The sequence below is a fragment of the Sphingomonas kyeonggiensis genome (assembly GCF_030812785.1).
Lineage (GTDB): Bacteria > Pseudomonadota > Alphaproteobacteria > Sphingomonadales > Sphingomonadaceae > Sphingomonas > Sphingomonas kyeonggiensis_B.
Window position 1 is genome coordinate 1 of record NZ_JAUSTJ010000003.1, and the last position, 17308, is coordinate 17308.

A 17308-nucleotide genomic window follows, 5' to 3' on the forward strand; every position below is an offset into this window, starting at 1 on the left:
CCCAACTTCGTCGGTGGCGCGGGATGGAGCAGCCCGGTAGCTCGTCAGGCTCATAACCTGAAGGTCGTAGGTTCAAATCCTACTCCCGCAACCAACACAACAAGACACCCGTCAGCAACACACGCTGGCGGGTTTTTTTGTGCCTAGCGTACATCGTCGAGGTGTTTCGCCGGGCCCGCTGACGGCTTCGCCGTTGACAGCGGCGCCGCCGCACGGCTTTCTCCGCCGCGATGAAGCGCATCCTCCTCGCAATTGCCGCCCTCGCCGTGCTCGCCGCGGGCGTCTGGTTCCTTTTCCTGCGCACGACCGGCATCCCGGTCTATGCCGTGACGGTCGCCGCCACGCATCCGCACGATCCGACCGCCTTCACCGAAGGGCTCTTCTTCAAGGATGGTGCGCTCTACGAGAGCACGGGCGAGGAAGGGACCTCCTTCATCCGCAAGGTCGATCCGGCGACCGGCAAGGTAAGCCAGCAGGTCGACCTGCCCGCGCCCTATTTCGGTGAAGGCATCGTCGCATTCGGCGACAAGCTCTACCAGCTGACCTGGAAGGACCAGACCGGCTTCACCTACAATCTCAAGGACATGACGCTCGGCGATACCTTCGCCTATCAGGGCGAAGGCTGGGGCATGACCCAGGACGGCAAGAACATCATCATGTCGAACGGCAGCGACGAACTGCGCTTCCTCGACCCGAAGACAATGCAGCAGGTCTCGACGCTCAAGGTCACCGCCAATGGCTGCCCGGTCAAGCAGCTCAACGAGCTTGAGTGGATCGACGGCGAGATCTGGGCGAATATCTGGCAGAGCAACCTGGTCGCGCGGATCGATCCGGCCACGGGCAAGGTAACGAGCTTCCTCGACGTCAGCGCGCTCGGGCCGAAGAATCGCGGCGTCGACGATGTGCCCAACGGCATCGCCTATGACGCCGCGGGCAAGCGCGTGTTCGCCACCGGCAAGCGCTGGCCGCAGCTCTACGAAGTGAAGCAGGGCGCCGCGGTGACCAACAATGCCGATGCGGCGCGGCTGACGACCTGCGCCGGTTGAGCGTGGAGCCAAGCAGCGGCACGATGCCGATGGGGCGGCGATAGGCCGCTTTCTTGCTGCCGGCGGTCGTGTGCCGCGCCCAGCGGACCGCCAGCTATCGGCGAGGTAGGCGTTGTGCTTGCCTCGCCCAAACCCGAGGTAGTCGGTACGCGGCTGGGCGGTGGCCGGTCCTTGGCGGGCGGTACGCTGATCGGTCGTTATGTGCGTGCCTGGCAGCACTAGGCCAGAGGTTGGCGCCTGCTGGTCGATCAGTTCGTGCCGTTGCCGCCCAGGTCCGAGGCCAGGGCTGGCGACGCTTTCCAGCCAACCCGCGGATCGTCGAAGTCCAACACCTCGCCAAGCTCCCAGACATTGGGATAGCCATAGCCGACCAAGTTGATGAAGGTCTGGATGTTGAGCGCGAGCGGCGCCGATTTGAGCGGCACCGGCGGGCGGTGGTTCGAGAAGTTGTTGTTGCAGTAGATCAGCACCGGACGGCCCCGATCGGCGCCGATCACCGCCGCGAGCGATTCCGCCGTGAAGTCGGTGAGCGGCAGGTTGACCGCGCCTTCGATATGGCCGCGGGCAAAGGCGTCCCTCGAGCGCGCATCGAGCAGCAGCGCGTTCTTTTGGCCCGCCATGGCCTGGAAGCGTTCGAAGGACAGCAGCCGCTTGGCCCGCAGTCCGCTCACATCGCGCGTGAGCGTGGTGAAGCCTGCGTAATCGATCTGGGGATTGGCGGGCGCCTCCTGCGGCGTGGCGAGGCTTAGCGCGAGGGCAGTGAGCAGCATCATCGGCATTCTCCCAGGCCAGTCGGATGCGCAACGATCGCCCCGGGCGGCTGCACCTTCGCTGAACAAATGCCCTGTCCTGGCGCGGGGTTCGCCCGCCCAAAGTGAAGGGAGTCGACCAACATGGTTTCACTTTGCCGCCGCTGCCCCGTCGCCGGCTGAAACGGGCGAGGCAGGAGTCGGGCGTCATGTCGAGGACGTAACCACGCAAAATCCTACATTGGAAGCCCCGGACGCGGCGCGAAACAAAGTTGCGCATGCTTCACATCGCGCTACACCTCTCGGCCAAGAGAGAGGGGATGTCAGATGGCCAGCCTGTTCCGGTTGAAGCAGATCGTCGCGGACGAGGACCGTCCGCCCGAGCATCGGCTCGCGCGCACCCTGTCCTGGCCGCATCTCGTCGCGCTCGGCGTCGGCGCGATCGTCGGGACCGGCATCCTCACCCTGATCGGCGTCGGCGCGGACCGCGCCGGCCCGGCGGTGATCCTGTCCTTCGTCGTCGCCGGCGCGATCTGCGCCTGTGCCGCGCTCGCCTATGCCGAGCTGGCGACGATGATCCCGGCCTCGGGCAGCGCCTATACCTATAGCTATGCCTCGCTCGGCGAGATCGTCGCCTGGGTGGTGGGCTGGAGCCTGCTTGCCGAATATACGCTGGTCGTTGCCACGGTGGCAGTCGGCTGGTCGGGCTATGCGACGCCTTTCCTGACCGGGCTGGGGGTGCCGGCGGAGCTCACCCACGGGCCGCAAATGGCGGGCTGGCAGATCGCCCATTGGGGCGTGAACGTGCCGGCGCTGTTCGTGGTCTGGCTGGTCTCGGGGCTGCTCATCGCCGGCACCCGCGAGAGCGCGACGATAAACGCGTTCCTGGTGGTGGTGAAGCTGATCGCGCTCGCTGTTTTCGTCGCGGTGGCACTACCCTATTTCAACGCCGCTAATTTCGATCCCTTCGCACCCTTCGGCTTCGCCAAGCACATGAGCGATGGTGGCGTGGAGCGCGGCGTGATGGCCGCGGCTGCGATCATCTTCTTCGCATTCTACGGCTTCGATGCGATCTCCACCGCGGCGGAAGAGGCGAAGAACCCCGGGCGCGACCTCGCCATTGGCATCGTCGGATCGATGGTCGTCTGCGTCATCATCTACATGGTCGTCGCGCTCGCCGCGGTCGGCGCGCTTTCCTATACCCGTTTCGCCGACAGCCCCGAGCCGCTGGCACTGATCCTGCGCGAGATCGGCCAGCCGGGCGTCGCCAAGTTCCTGGCGCTGAGCGCGATCGTCGCGCTGCCCACGGTGATCCTAGGCTTCCTGTTCGGCCAGAGCCGCATCTTCTTCGTGATGGCGCGCGACGGTATGCTGCCCAAGAGCCTGGCCAAGGTCTCGCGGCGCGGCTCGCCGGTGCGCATCACCATCTTCACTGCCTGCGTGGTCAGCGTGTTCGCCGCCTTCCTGCCGATCGACGAGATCGCCGCGCTGGCCAATGCCGGCACGCTGACTGCCTTTGCCGCAGTGGGCCTGTGCCTGCTCGTCATGCGCCGCCGCGCGCCGGACATGGTCCGCCCGTTCCGGACGCCGCTTCCCTGGGCGGTCGGGCTGGGAGCGATCCTGGGCTGCCTCTATCTGTTCATCAGCCTGCCGACCAAGACGCAGATCTGGTTCGGCTGCTGGAACCTCTTGGGTTTGGTCGTCTACTTCGCCTATGCACGCCGCAACGCAGCAAAGGGGTAAGTGATGGCTGGCTGGACGATCGGGATCATCGGCGGATCGGGTCTCTACGATGTCGAGGGCATCGAGGATGGCGAGTGGCTCTCGACCGAGAGCCCCTGGGGCAAGCCTTCCGATGACTGTTTCGTCGGCTGGGTCGGCCATGTCCGCGTGGTGTTCCTGCCGCGCCATGGCCGCGGCCACCGTATCTCGCCTTCGGACCTGAACGTCCGCGCCAATATCGACGTGCTGAAGCGCCTGGGCGTGACCGACGTGCTGGCGATCTCGTCGGTCGGTTCGCTGGCCGAGGAGCGGGCGCCGGGCACCTTCACCATCGCCGACCAGTTCATCGACCGGACCAAGGGCCGGCCCTCGAGCTTCTTCGGCGCAGGCATGGTCGCGCATGTCTCGATGGCCGATCCGGTCTGCCCGCGGCTTTCGGCGCTGGCGGCGGATGCGGCCAAGGCGGCGGGCGCCACGACCCATGTCGGCGGCACCTATCTGGCGATGGAAGGCCCGCAATTCTCGACTCGCGCCGAGAGCAACCTCTATCGCAGCTGGGGCTGCGACATCATCGGCATGACCGGGATGCCCGAGGCGAAGCTCTGCCGTGAGGCCGAGCTGCCCTATGCGCTGGTCGGCATGGTCACCGACTATGATTGCTGGCGCGAGGGCGAGGAAGCGGTCGACGTCGCCACGGTGATCGCCCAGCTCGGCACCAATGCCGACAAGGCGCGCAAGCTGGTGATGCACCTGCTGCGCAACCTGCCGGAAGAGCGCCCGGCCTCGCCGATCGATACCTGCCTCGATTTCGCGCTGATCACTGCGCCGAATGCCCGCGACCCGCATCTGCTGCGCAAGCTCGATGCCGTTGCCGGCCGCGCTCTCTCCAACTGAGGATCGAACATGTCGTTTCTTGCTGCCCTTGCCCTGCTCGCCGTGCAGGACGCGCCCGCGCCGGACCGCTCGCAGGACATGGCGTACCAGAGCCAGCAGATGCTGGCGCTCGCCAAGCTCAATGGTGCGCAGGGCTGGAACAGCACCCCGGAAGGGCTGCGCTGGCGCCGGATCAAGGGCGATGGCTCCGGCAAGCACCCGACCGTGGCCGACACGGTAACGCTGCACTATGCCGGCACCTTCATCGACGGCGAGACGTTCGACAGCTCCTATGACCGCGGCGAGCCGGCGACCTTCCCGCTCGCCCGACTAATCAAGGGCTGGCAGGTCGCAGTGCCGCTGATGGGCGTGGGCGACACGTTCGAGGTCGCGATCCCGGCCAATCTTGGCTACGGCTTCGAGGGCAAGGGGCCGATCCCCGGCGGCGCTACCCTGCTGTTCAGGATCGAGTTGCTCGACATCCCCGCCGCCGGCTGAGCCGGAGGCATTTTCCGGGCGCATCTTCGCCCGGACCAGGCACAAAAAAAGGGGCGGTACCCAAAGGTACCGCCCCTAGTTTTTGTTGCTCCGTTTAGAACTTGATGTTCGCGCCCGCGCGGAACGTCCGGCCGATCAGGCCGGCGGAGTGCCACGAGGTCAGGGTGTTCACCTGGCTCGGATAGGCCGTGTTCGCGAACAGCGGCGCATGCGAGTTGGTGACGTTGCCGACCAGGCCGAAGAAGCTGAACTTGTCGTTGACCTTCACCGTCAGGTTCACGTCCGTGTAAATGAAGCTGTTGATGTGGCAGAAGCTCGCCGAGCCGGTGGTCGGCTTGTAGATCGCCGAAGCGCACGAAATGTCGCCATTGATCGAGCTCGCCTGGTCGGCCGCAACCGCCTTGATCGAGCCGACATAATAGGTCGTCGTGCTGAGCGAGAACTGGTTGTAGGTGAAGGTGTTCTGCCAGTTGCCGCGCCAGCGCGGCGTACCACCGCCCGACGACAGATCTTCCGGACCCACGGTGCCGGCATAGCGCTGCACGGGCTGGCCCCCGCCGGGGTGGAGATCATACTTCAGCGTCTCCTGCACGTCGACACGGCTCTCCCAGCGGAAGTCCTCGCTGAACTTGATGCGCGCATCGGCGGTGAACTCGAGCCCGGCGATGACCATATAGGCCGTGTTCACATAAGGCGCGTTGACGACCAGCAGGCGCGGCAGTGCGTTGGGGGCGAAAGGATCGGCCCCGTCGACCACGTTGCACGAATAGCCGGTGCCGACCGCCGCCACCGCGGCGCAGCCCGCGGCCGCGGCAGCCGCGGCGTTCGGGAAGGTTTGTCCCGCAACCGAGTAATAGGCGTTGATCGCGTCCGGCGTCTTCGGGCCGGTGACGATCAGGTTCGACTTCTTCACGTTGAAATAGTCGGCCGTGAAGCTCAGCCACGGGGTCGGCTCGAAGATCGCGCCAAGGGTGAAGCTGCGCGACGTTTCCGGCTTGATCGCGGAGTTGCCGACATAGCCACGGCCCAGGCTGTACGGGGCGATGTAGGTCGGGTTGGCCGCGTGCGCGGTGACGAACGCACCGGTCGGCGTATAGCCGACGAAGCCGGAATAGGAGCTGCGCGGATCCGATTCCGCGAAGGTCGGTGCGCGGAAGCCCTCCGAATAGGTGCCGCGGATCGCGAGCTGCTTGATCGGCTGGAACTTTGCCGTCGCCTTGGGCGAGAAGCGGCCGATGCCGGTCGAATAGTGGTCGTAGCGGCCGGACAGGTCGACATTGAGCGAATCCAGCACCGGCACATCGACTTCGAAGAAGCCCGCCCACACCGACCGGTCACCATAGGCCTGCGCAGTCGAGAGGCCCGGGATGTCGAGGTTCGGGTTGGCGCTGTTGTTGGTCAGCTTCTCCTTGCGATACTGGCCGCCCACGGCGAGGCGCACATCACCACCCGGCAGCGCGAAGAGGCTGCGGCTGATCGATGCGTCCACGGTCAACTCGCTCGAATTCGAGCGGGCGGTGATCGGCGGAAGCACCGAGTTGCGGACCGCGGCGGTGTTGAGGCTCGGATTGACGAAATTGTACGAGCCGGTGTTGATCGCCTTGATCAGGCCGTTGAGGTTGGCCCAGCCATATTGCGTCAGGTTCAGGTCGGCACGCGAGTAGCCCGCCTCGACATTCCAGTCCCAGGTGTCGGCGATAGTGCCGTGCAGGCCGCCGGTCACGCGGTACACTTCGTTGATGCGCTCGCTGCCCGAACGGACGTCGCCGAACAGATAGTAGAGGCGTGCAGCGCCGGCGGCGGGGTTGAGGGCGTAAGCCGCCGCATAGGGGTTGTTCGGGTTGAGCTGGCGATCCGCGGCGGTCGCGCAGTTGATGCCCGACGAGCAGATATAGACCGGCAGCACGATGCCTGGGTTGGTCGTCGAGGTCGACGGAGCACCGCCGAATGCCTGGGTCTGACGGATCGCACGCGGCGGCGAGATGATGTCGACGCGGCTGTGCGCGAAGCTGCCGGCGACATAGCCCTCGACATTGCTGCCGACGCGGAAGCTCAGCCGTGCGACGGCGTCATAGCGCTCCTGCAGCGGCGTGACCTGCGCATATTCGCGGGTGTTGTCATGCTTGCAGGCGGTGCCCACGCGCGTGCCGTTTTCCGAATAGGTCCCGTAGGTGCAGTTCGCGAGCGGCGTCAGCGAGGTGAAGATCGCCGGCGAAGTGGCGTTCGCCACCGAACCCGCGAGCGGATTGTTGAGATCGGTCTGGGTCACGCGGGTGACGACCGCGTCGGTCGTCGCCGTGCCGAGCGTGTCGTCGGCGCGGTTGTTGTCGTTGCCGCCGATCCCGCGGAGATCGAGCGTGTCGAAGGGGAAACCACGCGAGGCAGCCGAGATGCGGCCGCCATATTCATAGTCGCCGCCGACATAGATATTGAAGCCCTGCGTGTCATAGTCGCCATAACCGAACAGCAGCTTCGCGCGGTACTTCGCGCCGTCGCCCTTCTCGGTGGCGCCGCCTTCGATGCCGGCCTCGAGCCCGGTCATCGTCTTGCGGGTGATGATGTTGACCACGCCGCCGATCGCGTCCGCGCCGTACAGCGAGGATGCGCCGTCCTTGAGGACCTGCACCTGCTGGACGTTGACCATCGGGATGCTGTTGAGGTCGACATAGGAGTTGTGGCCGTCGTCGCTCAGCGGGAAGTTCGTCGAGCGGAGGCCGTCGACCAGGATGAGGGTGGACGAGACGCCGAGGTTGCGCAGCGAAACGGCGGCGCCGCCGGCGGAGAAGCCGCTGGTGAAGCCGTTACCGATCGAGCCGGCGCCGTCGGCCGAGGCCGAGCGGATCGCGTCGGTCACGTTGGTGATGCCGGCCCGCTCGAGATTCTCGGCGGTGATGACCGTCACCGGCAATGCGGTGTGGGTGTCCGACTGGCGGAAGATGGTGCCGGTGACGACGATCTCGCCGTCGCTGGCAGGAGCCTCTGTCTGAGGCGCGGTGGCGGCGGCTGGCGTGTCCTGCGCGAAGGCGGGCGCGGCAAACAGCGAGCCGGCGAGCACGAACGCGGACAGGGCCGCTCCGGTGCGCAGGCGTGCGATCTGAGTCTTCTTCATTTCTTCCTCACTCTCCATGGATCTGCCCAAGGCAGTCAGTGGAATTTCCCCGAATCTTCGTCGCCCCGTCCCCTGGGGCTTGATGGCGAAGCTGCGGTGAGGATGTGAGAGTGTCTGATTTGTGTAAAGCGCCTGCGATTGTTGCTCCTCTGTTTCTCGATTGTGTGTTTCTGAAAAGCAACACATGCGAGGCGGCGCACGGTGCCGCGGTCATCCGGGGGCGGTCCGGCCCGCGGCCGCCGGCCTCCAGGTCTCTCTCCTCCGGGCACAAAAAAGGGGAGGGCACTGCCGCCCTCCCCTTGCTGTACCTTGTCGTGCCGATCAGGCGGCGAGCTTGCGCAGCACGTAGTGCAGGATGCCGCCGTTGAGGAAATATTCCAGCTCGTTGACGGTATCGATCCGGCAACGGGTGAGGAAGGTCTCCTTGGTGCCGTCCTCGCGGGTAAGCTCGACCTCGACGTCCTGACGCGGACGCAGGCCCGCGACGTTCTTGATCGTGAAGGTGTCGCTGCCCTTGAGCTTCAGCGTTTCGCGGGTCACGCCGTCGGCGAACTGGAGCGGCAGGATGCCCATGCCGACCAGGTTCGAGCGGTGGATGCGCTCGAAGCTCTCGGTGATGACGGCGCGGACGCCGAGCAGGTTGGTGCCCTTGGCCGCCCAGTCACGCGACGAACCGGTGCCATATTCCTTGCCCGCGACGATGACGAGCGAGGTGCCGTCGGCCTTGTGACGCATTGCGGCGTCGTAGATCGGCATTACCTGACCGCCATAGCGGGTCATGCCGCCCTCGATGCCGGGCACCATTTCATTTTTGATGCGGATATTGGCGAACGTGCCGCGCACCATGACTTCGTCATTGCCGCGGCGTGCGCCGTAGCTGTTGAAGTCCTTCTTCGAGACCTGATGCTCCTGCAGGAAGGTGCCTGCGGGGCTGTCGGCCTTGATCGAGCCGGCCGGGGAGATGTGGTCGGTGGTGATCGAGTCGCCGAGGATGGCGAGGGGCTTGGCTTCGATGATGTCGGTGACCGGGGCGGGGGTCATCGTCATGCCCTCGAAATAGGGCGGGTTGTGGATGTAGGTCGAGCCGGAGGGCCAGCTATAGGTGTCCGAGCCGACCACGTCGATCTTCCGCCAGTGATCGTCGCCAGCGTACACGTTCGCGTAGCGCGAGCGGAACATGCGGTCGTCGATGTTTGCGGTGATCAGCCCCGCGACCTCCTCGTTCGACGGCCAGATGTCCTTCAGGAACACGTCCGCGCCGTCCGAGCCCTGGCCGATCGGGGTTTCGTACATGTCCTCGGTCACCGTGCCCTTCAGGGCATAGGCGACGACCAGCGGCGGCGAGGCGAGGAAGTTGGCGCGCACGTCGGGGCTCACGCGGCCCTCGAAGTTGCGGTTGCCCGACAGGACCGAGGCGGCGACGATGTCGTTGCCGTTGATCGCCGCCGAGATCGGCTCGGCGAGCGGGCCCGAATTGCCGATGCAGGTGGTGCAGCCATAGCCGACCAGGTTGAACCCGATCGCGTCGAGATCCTCGGACAGGCCGGTCTTGTTGAGATAGTCGGTCACCACCTGCGAGCCCGGCGCCAGCGAGGTCTTCACCCAGGGCTTGCGGGTCAGGCCCTTCTCGCGCGCCTTGCGGGCGACGAGGCCGGCCGCGATCAGCACCGAGGGGTTGGACGTATTCGTGCACGAGGTGATCGCCGCGATCACCACGTCGCCGTCGCCGATGTCGTGGTCGCGACCTTCGACGTCCACACGGACCGCATGGTCCTTCTTGTAGACCTTGGTCAGGTCGCCGTTGAACACTTCGTCGACGCTGTCGAGGCTGACCCGGTCCTGCGGACGCTTCGGGCCGGCGAGGCTCGGGCGGACGCTGCTCATGTCGAGCTCCAGCGTGTCCGTGAAGATCGGCTCCTCGGCCGTGACGTCGTGCCACATGCCCTGCGCCTTGGCATAGGCCTCGACCAGCGCGACGGTCTCGTCCGGACGTCCGGTGAGGCGCATGTAATCGAGCGTCTTGTCGTCGATCGGGAAGAAGCCGCAGGTCGCGCCGTACTCGGGCGCCATGTTGGCGATCGTCGCGCGGTCCGCCAGCGTCATCGCGTGCAGGCCGGGGCCGTAGAATTCGACGAAGCGGCCGACCACGCCCTTGGCGCGCAGCATCTGGGTGACGGTCAGCACCAGGTCGGTCGCGGTGATGCCCTCGCCGAGCTTGCCGGTCAGCTTGAAGCCGACGACCTCGGGGATCAGCATCGACACCGGCTGGCCGAGCATCGCCGCCTCGGCCTCGATGCCGCCGACGCCCCAGCCGAGCACGCCCAGGCCGTTGACCATCGTGGTGTGGCTGTCGGTGCCGACCAGCGTGTCCGGATAGGCGATCGTCGCGCCGTCGCCGGTGACCGACGACCAGATCGACTGCGAGATATATTCGAGGTTCACCTGGTGGCAGATGCCGGTGCCCGGGGGAACCACCGAGAAGTTGTTCAGCGCCTTGGAGCCCCACTTGAGGAACTCGTAGCGCTCTGCATTGCGCTCATATTCGAGCGCGACATTGTCCTCGAACGCCTTGGGCGTGCCGAACTCGTCGACCATCACCGAGTGATCGATGACGAGGTGGACGGGGACCTGCGGATTGATCTTCTGCGCGTCGCCGCCGAGCTTGGTGATCGCATCGCGCATCGCGGCAAGGTCGACCACGCAGGGAACGCCGGTGAAGTCCTGCATCAGCACGCGCGCCGGGCGATACTGGATCTCGCGGTTCGAGCGCGCGTCCTTCTGCCAATCGACGATCGCCTGGGCATCGTCCTTGGTGACGGTGACGCCGTCCTCGAAGCGCAGCATGTTCTCGAGCAGCACCTTCATCGAGAAGGGCAGGCGGCTGATGTCGCCGAGCTTCTTCGCCGCCTTGGGCAGCGAGAAATAGTCATAGCTGGCGGTGCCGACGGTGAGCGTGTCGCGGGTGCCGAGGGTATCGTTGCCGATCGCGGTCATGAGGCGCGGGGTCCTTTCTTTTGTCCGGCCGGGCGCTCGGGGGACGTGGCTCCTTGAAGGGCCGCGCGGGCGCACCGGAGTGCTGCGAATGCGAAGATTCGCGGGTGCCGCTAGCACGCGGGAGGGGGGAGGGGAAGGGGAGGTCTCTGTAAACGATGCCCTAAGGCGCTCGGCCAAAACGTCCACTCGGAGCGGTAAGGAAATATCGATCGATCACGAATGGAGAGCATCCAATCTCAGAACTGCTATGCTTGTCCAACCCAATGACGAATGATAGCGATTCTATCTGACCTGCTGAGACCGAACGCTGCGACAATGGATACCTACCTTACTTTGGCTGAGCGAATTTTGGCTGAGCAGAAGCGCGCGCTTTCTGCGTTGGAGATCATTCGAATCGCTTATCGAGAGGAGATTGCTCCGGCCCATCTTACTGGGCGTACCCAGCACAAGACTCTTCAGGCTCGTTTGAGCGAGGATATCCTGCGATTTCGTGCTGGAAGCAAATTCTACCGGACGGCACCAGGGAAGTTCTTCCTTCATGCCCTCAAAGACGATCCGAGCGTTCCAGAGGGTGATCGGCGGCCGATGATTGCTCGGCGTCGGAAAAGAGACTTGCCCAAGCATCGTGCCCTCGCCTTCACGAAGCCGATTATCGCGGATGCTGCTGCGCCTGGCGGTGAAGTCTCAATGGAATCTTTCATCGGGCTCATAAAGCAAGGTTGCTATCATTATGCTGCGAGTTCGAAGCGGCTGAGCAAAGATGAGGTGCTGGTCTGGTCGTTTGGTGTCGTGTTGAAGGCGGGGCACGTGCTGACCTATCGGGCTGGCCCATACCGTGAGCAGCGCGATAGCTTCATGAGCAAGCGCGTCATTGGCTTCTATTCTCCAGTTGTCGAAAATGACCTCACTCTCTTCGATCAGGCCGATCATGGAGTGCTTTGGAGCGGAGTGAAGGCGCTCGCAAGCGATCTGGATTTGTATGAGGATGATGCTTGGCGAGCGTTAAATGCTAACAGTAAGCTCCAGGCAGTCGTCTATCCCGATCAGCAGGGGGAAGAGGCGAGCTTACTGGCGGTCGTCAGCTTTTTGTGCCCTGAGTGGTATGAGCCCACTTCTAGTCGGCTGGCAATCAACGACCTTGAGTGGCTCGACCTTAGAAGCCCAATGAATCATCTTGAAGATTTTGATCCTTGGTCCAGAACTTTGCTACCAGTGGCGCGAAGACTCGCACTTGGAGGGTAGCTTGGGGGATTGGTGAGGGGTAAAACTGGCGCGCGCGCTCGAGGGCGCGCAAGAGGTAGTCTGCGACCCGAGGAGCAGCGCTTCTTGGAAATCATGATCCAGCAAGGATCGGACGCCAACAAGAAGCAGGCGCTGCAACGGCTGTGTCTGCTTACGCGGAGGGGTTTTCGCTCCATAGCGCCGGTGCAGATGAAGTCTGCAGTACTCTACGCTTTAGGATCAGACGACCTGAAGGTGCGTCGGTGGGCATTTAATGCATTGGCGCTCATTGGCGACGAGCGGGACATTCCTGTTATGGAAGCCTATTGGCGCAGGAGCTTCAACGACCCCGATGTCTTCGAGGCTGGCCTCACGGCATTGGCTCAAATTCTGGATAAGCCTACGCTACTCAAAACCCTGAGTTCGGCCGGTGTTGCGCTCTCTCCCAGAGTAGTAATGGCGTTGGCGCAGCATCCAGGGGCCTTTGATGAGGAATTGGCAGGTCTCCGCCTAGATCTTAGTAAGGCGAGCGCAGGGGATCTGCGATCTGCAACGCTGCTTGTGGGTTTGCAGCGCGCGCCGGATACGCTTTTCTCGGATAGACACCCGGTTAGTTCTGTAATCGGTGATCTTAATACCCATGATGACGGGATTGTTGCTCAATATTCATTTTGGGCAACGGTTGAGCATCCTGATTTAGATTTAGGCAGTGTCAGCGTGCCGCCAGCGGTTTTCAGTCAGCTCCGGCCTAATGTCCAAGCGTGGGCTTATAGAGTTCTTACCAAAGACAATGTCACAGCAAAGAGGCACTATGACCTAATCGTTGAGGGTTCTGAGAGCGATTACGCGGACGTGCGCGAAGGCGTAGCGATGGGACTTCGGGATATCTTCTACGATTCGCTCGATACGATCGTGATCGACTGGTCTCTAACGGAGGAGGACATTGTAATCCGTGAGAAGCTTTGGGAGCATATGGCTGTGAATGCCGAATATAGCCCAGGCTATAGAGAAGAGGCTGAGAAAGCGTACCGTTCCTCTTCCGCAAACTCCGCGCTACGTGCGCGGCTTGAGGCCGCTGGGAAAGACCAAGGTCTATTATTGACCTTCCGTAAAATAGCACTTCAAACAGGTGATCCTGATCTGTTTACACAAATTGCAGGGAATACGGTGACTAACAACATCCAGAATTTCCAAGGGCCGCTTCAGGCCGGAGCGATATCCAATGCCGGACCGGGCAATACAGGTACGGTGAGTATTGGGCAGCAACAGCAGGCGGTAAGCTCTATAGAAGCGGACCTGAAACAGCTGCTGTCCGATCTGCAGCGAACCCAGACATCTCCGGAGCAGGAGAAAGTTGTTGCCGCAGTCGAGGATGCGATCAAAACGCCAACCCGGGGTAGGGTGGGAAAGGTGCTCGATTGGCTAAAGTCTGCGAAAGAGGGGATGACCTCGATAGCAGATTTCACAGAAAAGGCGGGCGCGCTTTACACGAAGATGGCACCGGCCCTCGAGCATCTGCCCGATGTCCTTGGCTAAGGCAAAGATAGTTCCATATTTGTTCTTCCAAAATAGGAAAATCCCCCATAACTGACTCCGCTCCTGCAGCAGCGGAGCGAGTCGGATGGCGGGCGAATTCGGGCGGCAATTTTGGTCGGGGGCGGTGCGGGAGGCGTTTCTGCGCGGGCTCGCGACGCATGGGTCGGTGCGGCGGGCGTGCCGCGAGACGGGGATGAGCGTCGCGGGCGCCTATGGCGTGCGCAAGCGGGATGCGGTCTTTGCCCGGCTCTGGGAGAAGGCGGTGGCGCGGGCCGGGGCCGAGCGGGTGGCGCGGCTCTCCGGGGCGGCGGCGCGGGCCGGTAGGCGCGACGGCATGTTCGGCGACTATCGCAAGCGACATGACGGCTGGACCGAGATCCGCACGCGCATCTTCCTGCGGGCGCTCGCCGAGACCGGCTGCGTGCGCGATGCCTGTGCGCGGGCGCATATCTCCGACCAGTCGGCCTATCGGATGCGGCGGCGCGACGCGAAGTTCGCCGCGGCCTGGGAGAAGGCGCTCGACGAGAGCGTGCCGACGCTCGAGCAGGCGGCCTGGGAGCGTGCGGTGGAGGGCTGGGACGAAATCGTGTGGAAGGACGGCGTCGAGGTCTCGCGCAAGCGACGCTATTCGGACGGGCTGCTCAAGTTCCTGCTCGATCGCCGCGGGGCCGCCGGGCTGCGGGTGCCGGGGCGGAATGCCAGCCGGAAGGAGCTGGTCGCCTTTGCCGAGGCGGCGGCCAAGGCGGCGGGCGGCTTCTTCGGCGAGCGCGCGGACCCCGAGGATACCAACCGGGCGATCCTGAAGAAGCTCGAGATGATCGACCGGGCGCGGGCGATGGAGGCCGCGGAGGACGCCGAGCGGGAGGCGGCGCGGACGGCCGGGGCCGGGGAGCGGGACGAGGTGGAGGACTGGGAAGCGGAAGGAGAAGAAGAGGCGGTGGTGGCTCCGCCGCCGCCTGCCGTGCTCCCGCGGATCACCGGGTGTCCGGGGGGATAGTGTTGGTCTTTCTTTTCCGAGGGCCGGGCCCGGTCTCCGCCGGACTTTCAAGTCTGGGCCCCGGCCTTCGCCGGGGAAAGAAGGTGTGCGGAAGGGGGCGGGACGGTGGCGCGGTAAGGGCGCGGGCCGGAGCCCGCGCCCACCGATGGTGACCGACGGGTGGGAAACCCGACAGCCCGCTTGGCCGCCGCATTGGGACGGCGGCCTTGCCTCTGGGGAGCGACGTCATGCCGCCCGAGTCCCTCGATTTGGGCCGGCTATTGGCGCGCGCGGCACTGCCCTCAAGCGAGTCGCTGCCCATTTTGGCGGAAGTGGTGCGCCGGCGGGCGCCGGATGCGATCAGTCGAAGGAAACCGGCTCGGGACGGCCGATCAGATAGGCGCGGGCGGGGTCGTGGAGCGGGAAGCCGTTCACCCCGAGCCGGGCGAGCAGCAGGCGGACGGTGGAGAAGCTGCGGGTGCTGGTGTCGATCGCCTCGGGCCGGTTGAGCCAGGCCTCGGACACCAGCAGCTTCTTGCCGATACGCTCGAGCCGGCCGTCGTCGAGCAGGCGGACGAGGCGGCGGCGGACGGTCGCCTCGGGCAGACCGAGCGCGCGGGCGACGGCGCTGGTGCGCACCGGCTGGCGCAGGTGGGAAGGGGGCTCCTTGCGGCCGTCGGCATAATGCCAGGCGAGCTCGCGATCGGCGTTGAGCAGGCGCGAATTGGCGGCGTAGATCGTCGAGAACAGGACGAGCTCGAGCCAGTCGGCATGGGCGCGGCGATTGGTGTCGATCACCGCGAGCATCAGGTCGATCGCGGCCTGGACGCCAGCGGCATGGTGATAGGGGCGTACGGTGCCGACTTCGGGCATCGGCACGCCGGCGCGGGCCATGTCTGCGACGAAGCGGACCGCGGCGTCGTGGACCAGGGTGAGGAACGCGGTCAGGTCGGGCGACTGGATCTCGGCATGGTTGGCGTGGACGCCGTCGGCGCCGCGCTTGCACCAGCCGGCATCGACCAGCGCATGGACGTGGCGGCGGACGGTCTCGTAGGGGCGCGACAGCGACATGGCGAGCGAATGGGCCGAGACGGTGGGGGCGAGACCGGCGCGCGCGTCGAACGGATAGGTGTCGCGGGCGATCACCGCGAAGATCGTCACCCGGTCGAGGTCACCGTCGAACATGCGGATCGCGCGGGCGAGCACAGTGGTCTGCAGCTCGGCAAGCAAGCGGGTCATGAGCCGGATCGGCGGGGGATCGAGAGGCAGACGGATCGACATGCTTCGGTCCGATCTTTGCCGCTGCGTGCGTCCGCAGCTAGTCCGGGGATTCCGCAATTCGCCATTTTGAGTAGCAGCAAATGTCGGATTCCCTAGGGAAATCCGTCTGGAGGCGCCGAATCGGTAACCATGTTTTGCGGCGCTTGCGGCGGCGGGCCGGGCGGGGGAGTATCCGCGGCGAGGAGACGGGCATGGGGATGAAGGGCTTGGTCGCGGGGGTGCTGCTGGGGCTGGTGGCGGGCACGATGCCGGCGGCGGCGCAGGTCGCGGCGCCTGCGGCTCCGGTGCCGCCCGCGCGGCCGGCGTGCCGCGAAGTGGCGGACCTGCCCTTCCTGAGCATCGACGCCGACAGCGCCGCGCGGCTGGGCGGGATCGGGCTCGACCGGGCGGCGATCTTCGCGCAGATGCACGAGACCTCGATCCCCGAGACGATGGGCTGCTGGGCGATGCCGGTGGGCAATTTCGACAGCCAGCTGGTCTCGGTCGGCATGGCGCAGTGGAATTTCGGGACGGGCAGCCTGCAACCGCTGCTGAAGGCGTGGAAACAGGCGCGGGGCGGCAGCTTCCGGCGCGCGCGCAAGGCGCTGATGCCGGTCTATGGCCGGCTGGTCTTCTCGCGCGACTGCCTGGCGGTGCCGGTGAAGGCGAAGTGCCGGGAGAAGATCCTCGCGGCGCATGGCAGCGACGGCAAGCTCGACCCGGTGCTCTGGGGCGAGTTCAACGCGCTGTTCGAGAGCGACGCGATGCTGCAGGTGCAGCTCGACAGCTACCTGGTGCTGCTCGAGGGGGTGCGGCAGGACCTGCTGCGCGTGTTCCCCGAGGGGCCGATCACGCGCCGGAAGGTGCGCTGGGCGGTGGACACCAAGGTGCAGCAGGGCGGCTTCCCGCTCGACGAGGACCTCGCCCGGCTGCGGCGCAAGCTCGCCGCCATGCCCGAGGGCGAGCGCTGGGAGCGGCTGGGGGCGATCTTCGCCTGGTATGGCGCGCTGGCGCGGAGCATCGACCAGGACGGGGTGCAGCGCGACTGGGCGTGGAACCTGGACCGCTGGCAATGCCTGCTCGACCAGCGGCGGATCGATCCGGAGCAGTACGAGATGCTCCACCTCACCTTCCTGAGGAGCCGCACCGCGATCGGCAATTCGGGGCGCTGGCAGGCGCTGACCTTCGAGCGGCGGGCGCGGATCATCCTTGGGGTGGGCAGCGTCTCCGGCAAGACGGACGGAGAATGTTTGCGCTGACCCCTTGGAACCGGCGGCCCCGACGGCCATTACGTGACGGGAACATTTATCCGGAGTGCGGGCGA

The 17308-nt window shown here is 65.1% G+C and carries 12 protein-coding genes and 1 tRNA gene; 9 read left to right on the top strand and 4 right to left on the bottom strand.

The window, feature by feature from the left end:
* Positions 1-17 precede the first annotated feature (17 nt).
* Positions 18-94, top strand: a tRNA-Met gene (locus J2W22_RS17795).
* 136 nt (positions 95-230) lie between these two features.
* On the top strand, positions 231-1046 hold the full coding sequence (locus J2W22_RS17800; RefSeq protein ID WP_307119616.1) for a glutaminyl-peptide cyclotransferase: 816 nt from the start codon (positions 231-233) through the stop codon (positions 1044-1046).
* A 248-nt stretch (positions 1047-1294) separates the two neighbouring features.
* Here the strand turns inward: J2W22_RS17800 and J2W22_RS17805 are convergent, their stop codons facing one another.
* Positions 1295-1819: a rhodanese-like domain-containing protein gene (locus J2W22_RS17805; protein WP_307119617.1), complete on the bottom strand. Its 525-nt coding sequence runs from the start codon at positions 1817-1819 to the stop codon at positions 1295-1297.
* A 303-nt stretch (positions 1820-2122) separates the two neighbouring features.
* Here J2W22_RS17805 and J2W22_RS17810 point away from each other — a divergent pair, with 303 nt between their 5' ends.
* The 3 genes from J2W22_RS17810 to J2W22_RS17820 are packed head-to-tail and all read left to right on the top strand — an operon-like array spanning position 2123 to position 4888.
* A complete protein-coding gene (locus J2W22_RS17810) occupies positions 2123-3538 on the top strand; it encodes an amino acid permease (RefSeq protein WP_307119618.1) in 1416 nt (471 codons plus the stop codon).
* Between the two features lie 3 nt (positions 3539-3541).
* Entirely contained in the window at positions 3542-4411 is an 870-nt protein-coding gene (gene mtnP / locus J2W22_RS17815) for an S-methyl-5'-thioadenosine phosphorylase (protein WP_307119619.1), read from the top strand.
* Positions 4412-4420: 9 nt separating this feature from the next.
* Positions 4421-4888, top strand: a complete 468-nt coding sequence (locus J2W22_RS17820) for an FKBP-type peptidyl-prolyl cis-trans isomerase (protein ID WP_307119620.1) — start codon at positions 4421-4423, stop codon at positions 4886-4888.
* A gap of 94 nt (positions 4889-4982) precedes the next feature.
* Here the strand turns inward: J2W22_RS17820 and J2W22_RS17825 are convergent, their stop codons facing one another.
* Together J2W22_RS17825 and acnA are read right to left on the bottom strand one after the other, a co-directional pair.
* Entirely contained in the window at positions 4983-7997 is a 3015-nt protein-coding gene (locus tag J2W22_RS17825; RefSeq protein WP_307119621.1) for a TonB-dependent receptor plug domain-containing protein, read from the bottom strand.
* Positions 7998-8318: 321 nt separating this feature from the next.
* A complete protein-coding gene (gene acnA / locus J2W22_RS17830) occupies positions 8319-10991 on the bottom strand; it encodes an aconitate hydratase AcnA (RefSeq protein ID WP_307119622.1) in 2673 nt (890 codons plus the stop codon).
* 315 nt (positions 10992-11306) lie between these two features.
* On the opposite strand from acnA, the gene J2W22_RS17835 reads away from it, so the two are divergent.
* The 3 genes from J2W22_RS17835 to J2W22_RS17845 all read left to right on the top strand — a co-directional run bounded on the left by J2W22_RS17835 (position 11307) and on the right by J2W22_RS17845 (position 14745).
* On the top strand, positions 11307-12233 hold the full coding sequence (locus tag J2W22_RS17835) for an HTH domain-containing protein (protein ID WP_307119623.1): 927 nt from the start codon (positions 11307-11309) through the stop codon (positions 12231-12233).
* A gap of 84 nt (positions 12234-12317) precedes the next feature.
* On the top strand, positions 12318-13748 hold the full coding sequence (locus tag J2W22_RS17840) for a HEAT repeat domain-containing protein (RefSeq protein WP_307119624.1): 1431 nt from the start codon (positions 12318-12320) through the stop codon (positions 13746-13748).
* Between the two features lie 193 nt (positions 13749-13941).
* Positions 13942-14745, top strand: a complete 804-nt coding sequence (locus tag J2W22_RS17845) for a hypothetical protein (protein ID WP_307119625.1) — start codon at positions 13942-13944, stop codon at positions 14743-14745.
* Positions 14746-15084: 339 nt separating this feature from the next.
* Here the strand turns inward: J2W22_RS17845 and J2W22_RS17850 are convergent, their stop codons facing one another.
* On the bottom strand, positions 15085-16005 hold the full coding sequence (locus J2W22_RS17850; RefSeq protein ID WP_307119626.1) for a hypothetical protein: 921 nt from the start codon (positions 16003-16005) through the stop codon (positions 15085-15087).
* A gap of 191 nt (positions 16006-16196) precedes the next feature.
* Here J2W22_RS17850 and J2W22_RS17855 point away from each other — a divergent pair, with 191 nt between their 5' ends.
* A complete protein-coding gene (locus tag J2W22_RS17855) occupies positions 16197-17243 on the top strand; it encodes a hypothetical protein (protein WP_307119627.1) in 1047 nt (348 codons plus the stop codon).
* The last annotated feature ends 65 nt before the right edge of the window (positions 17244-17308 follow it).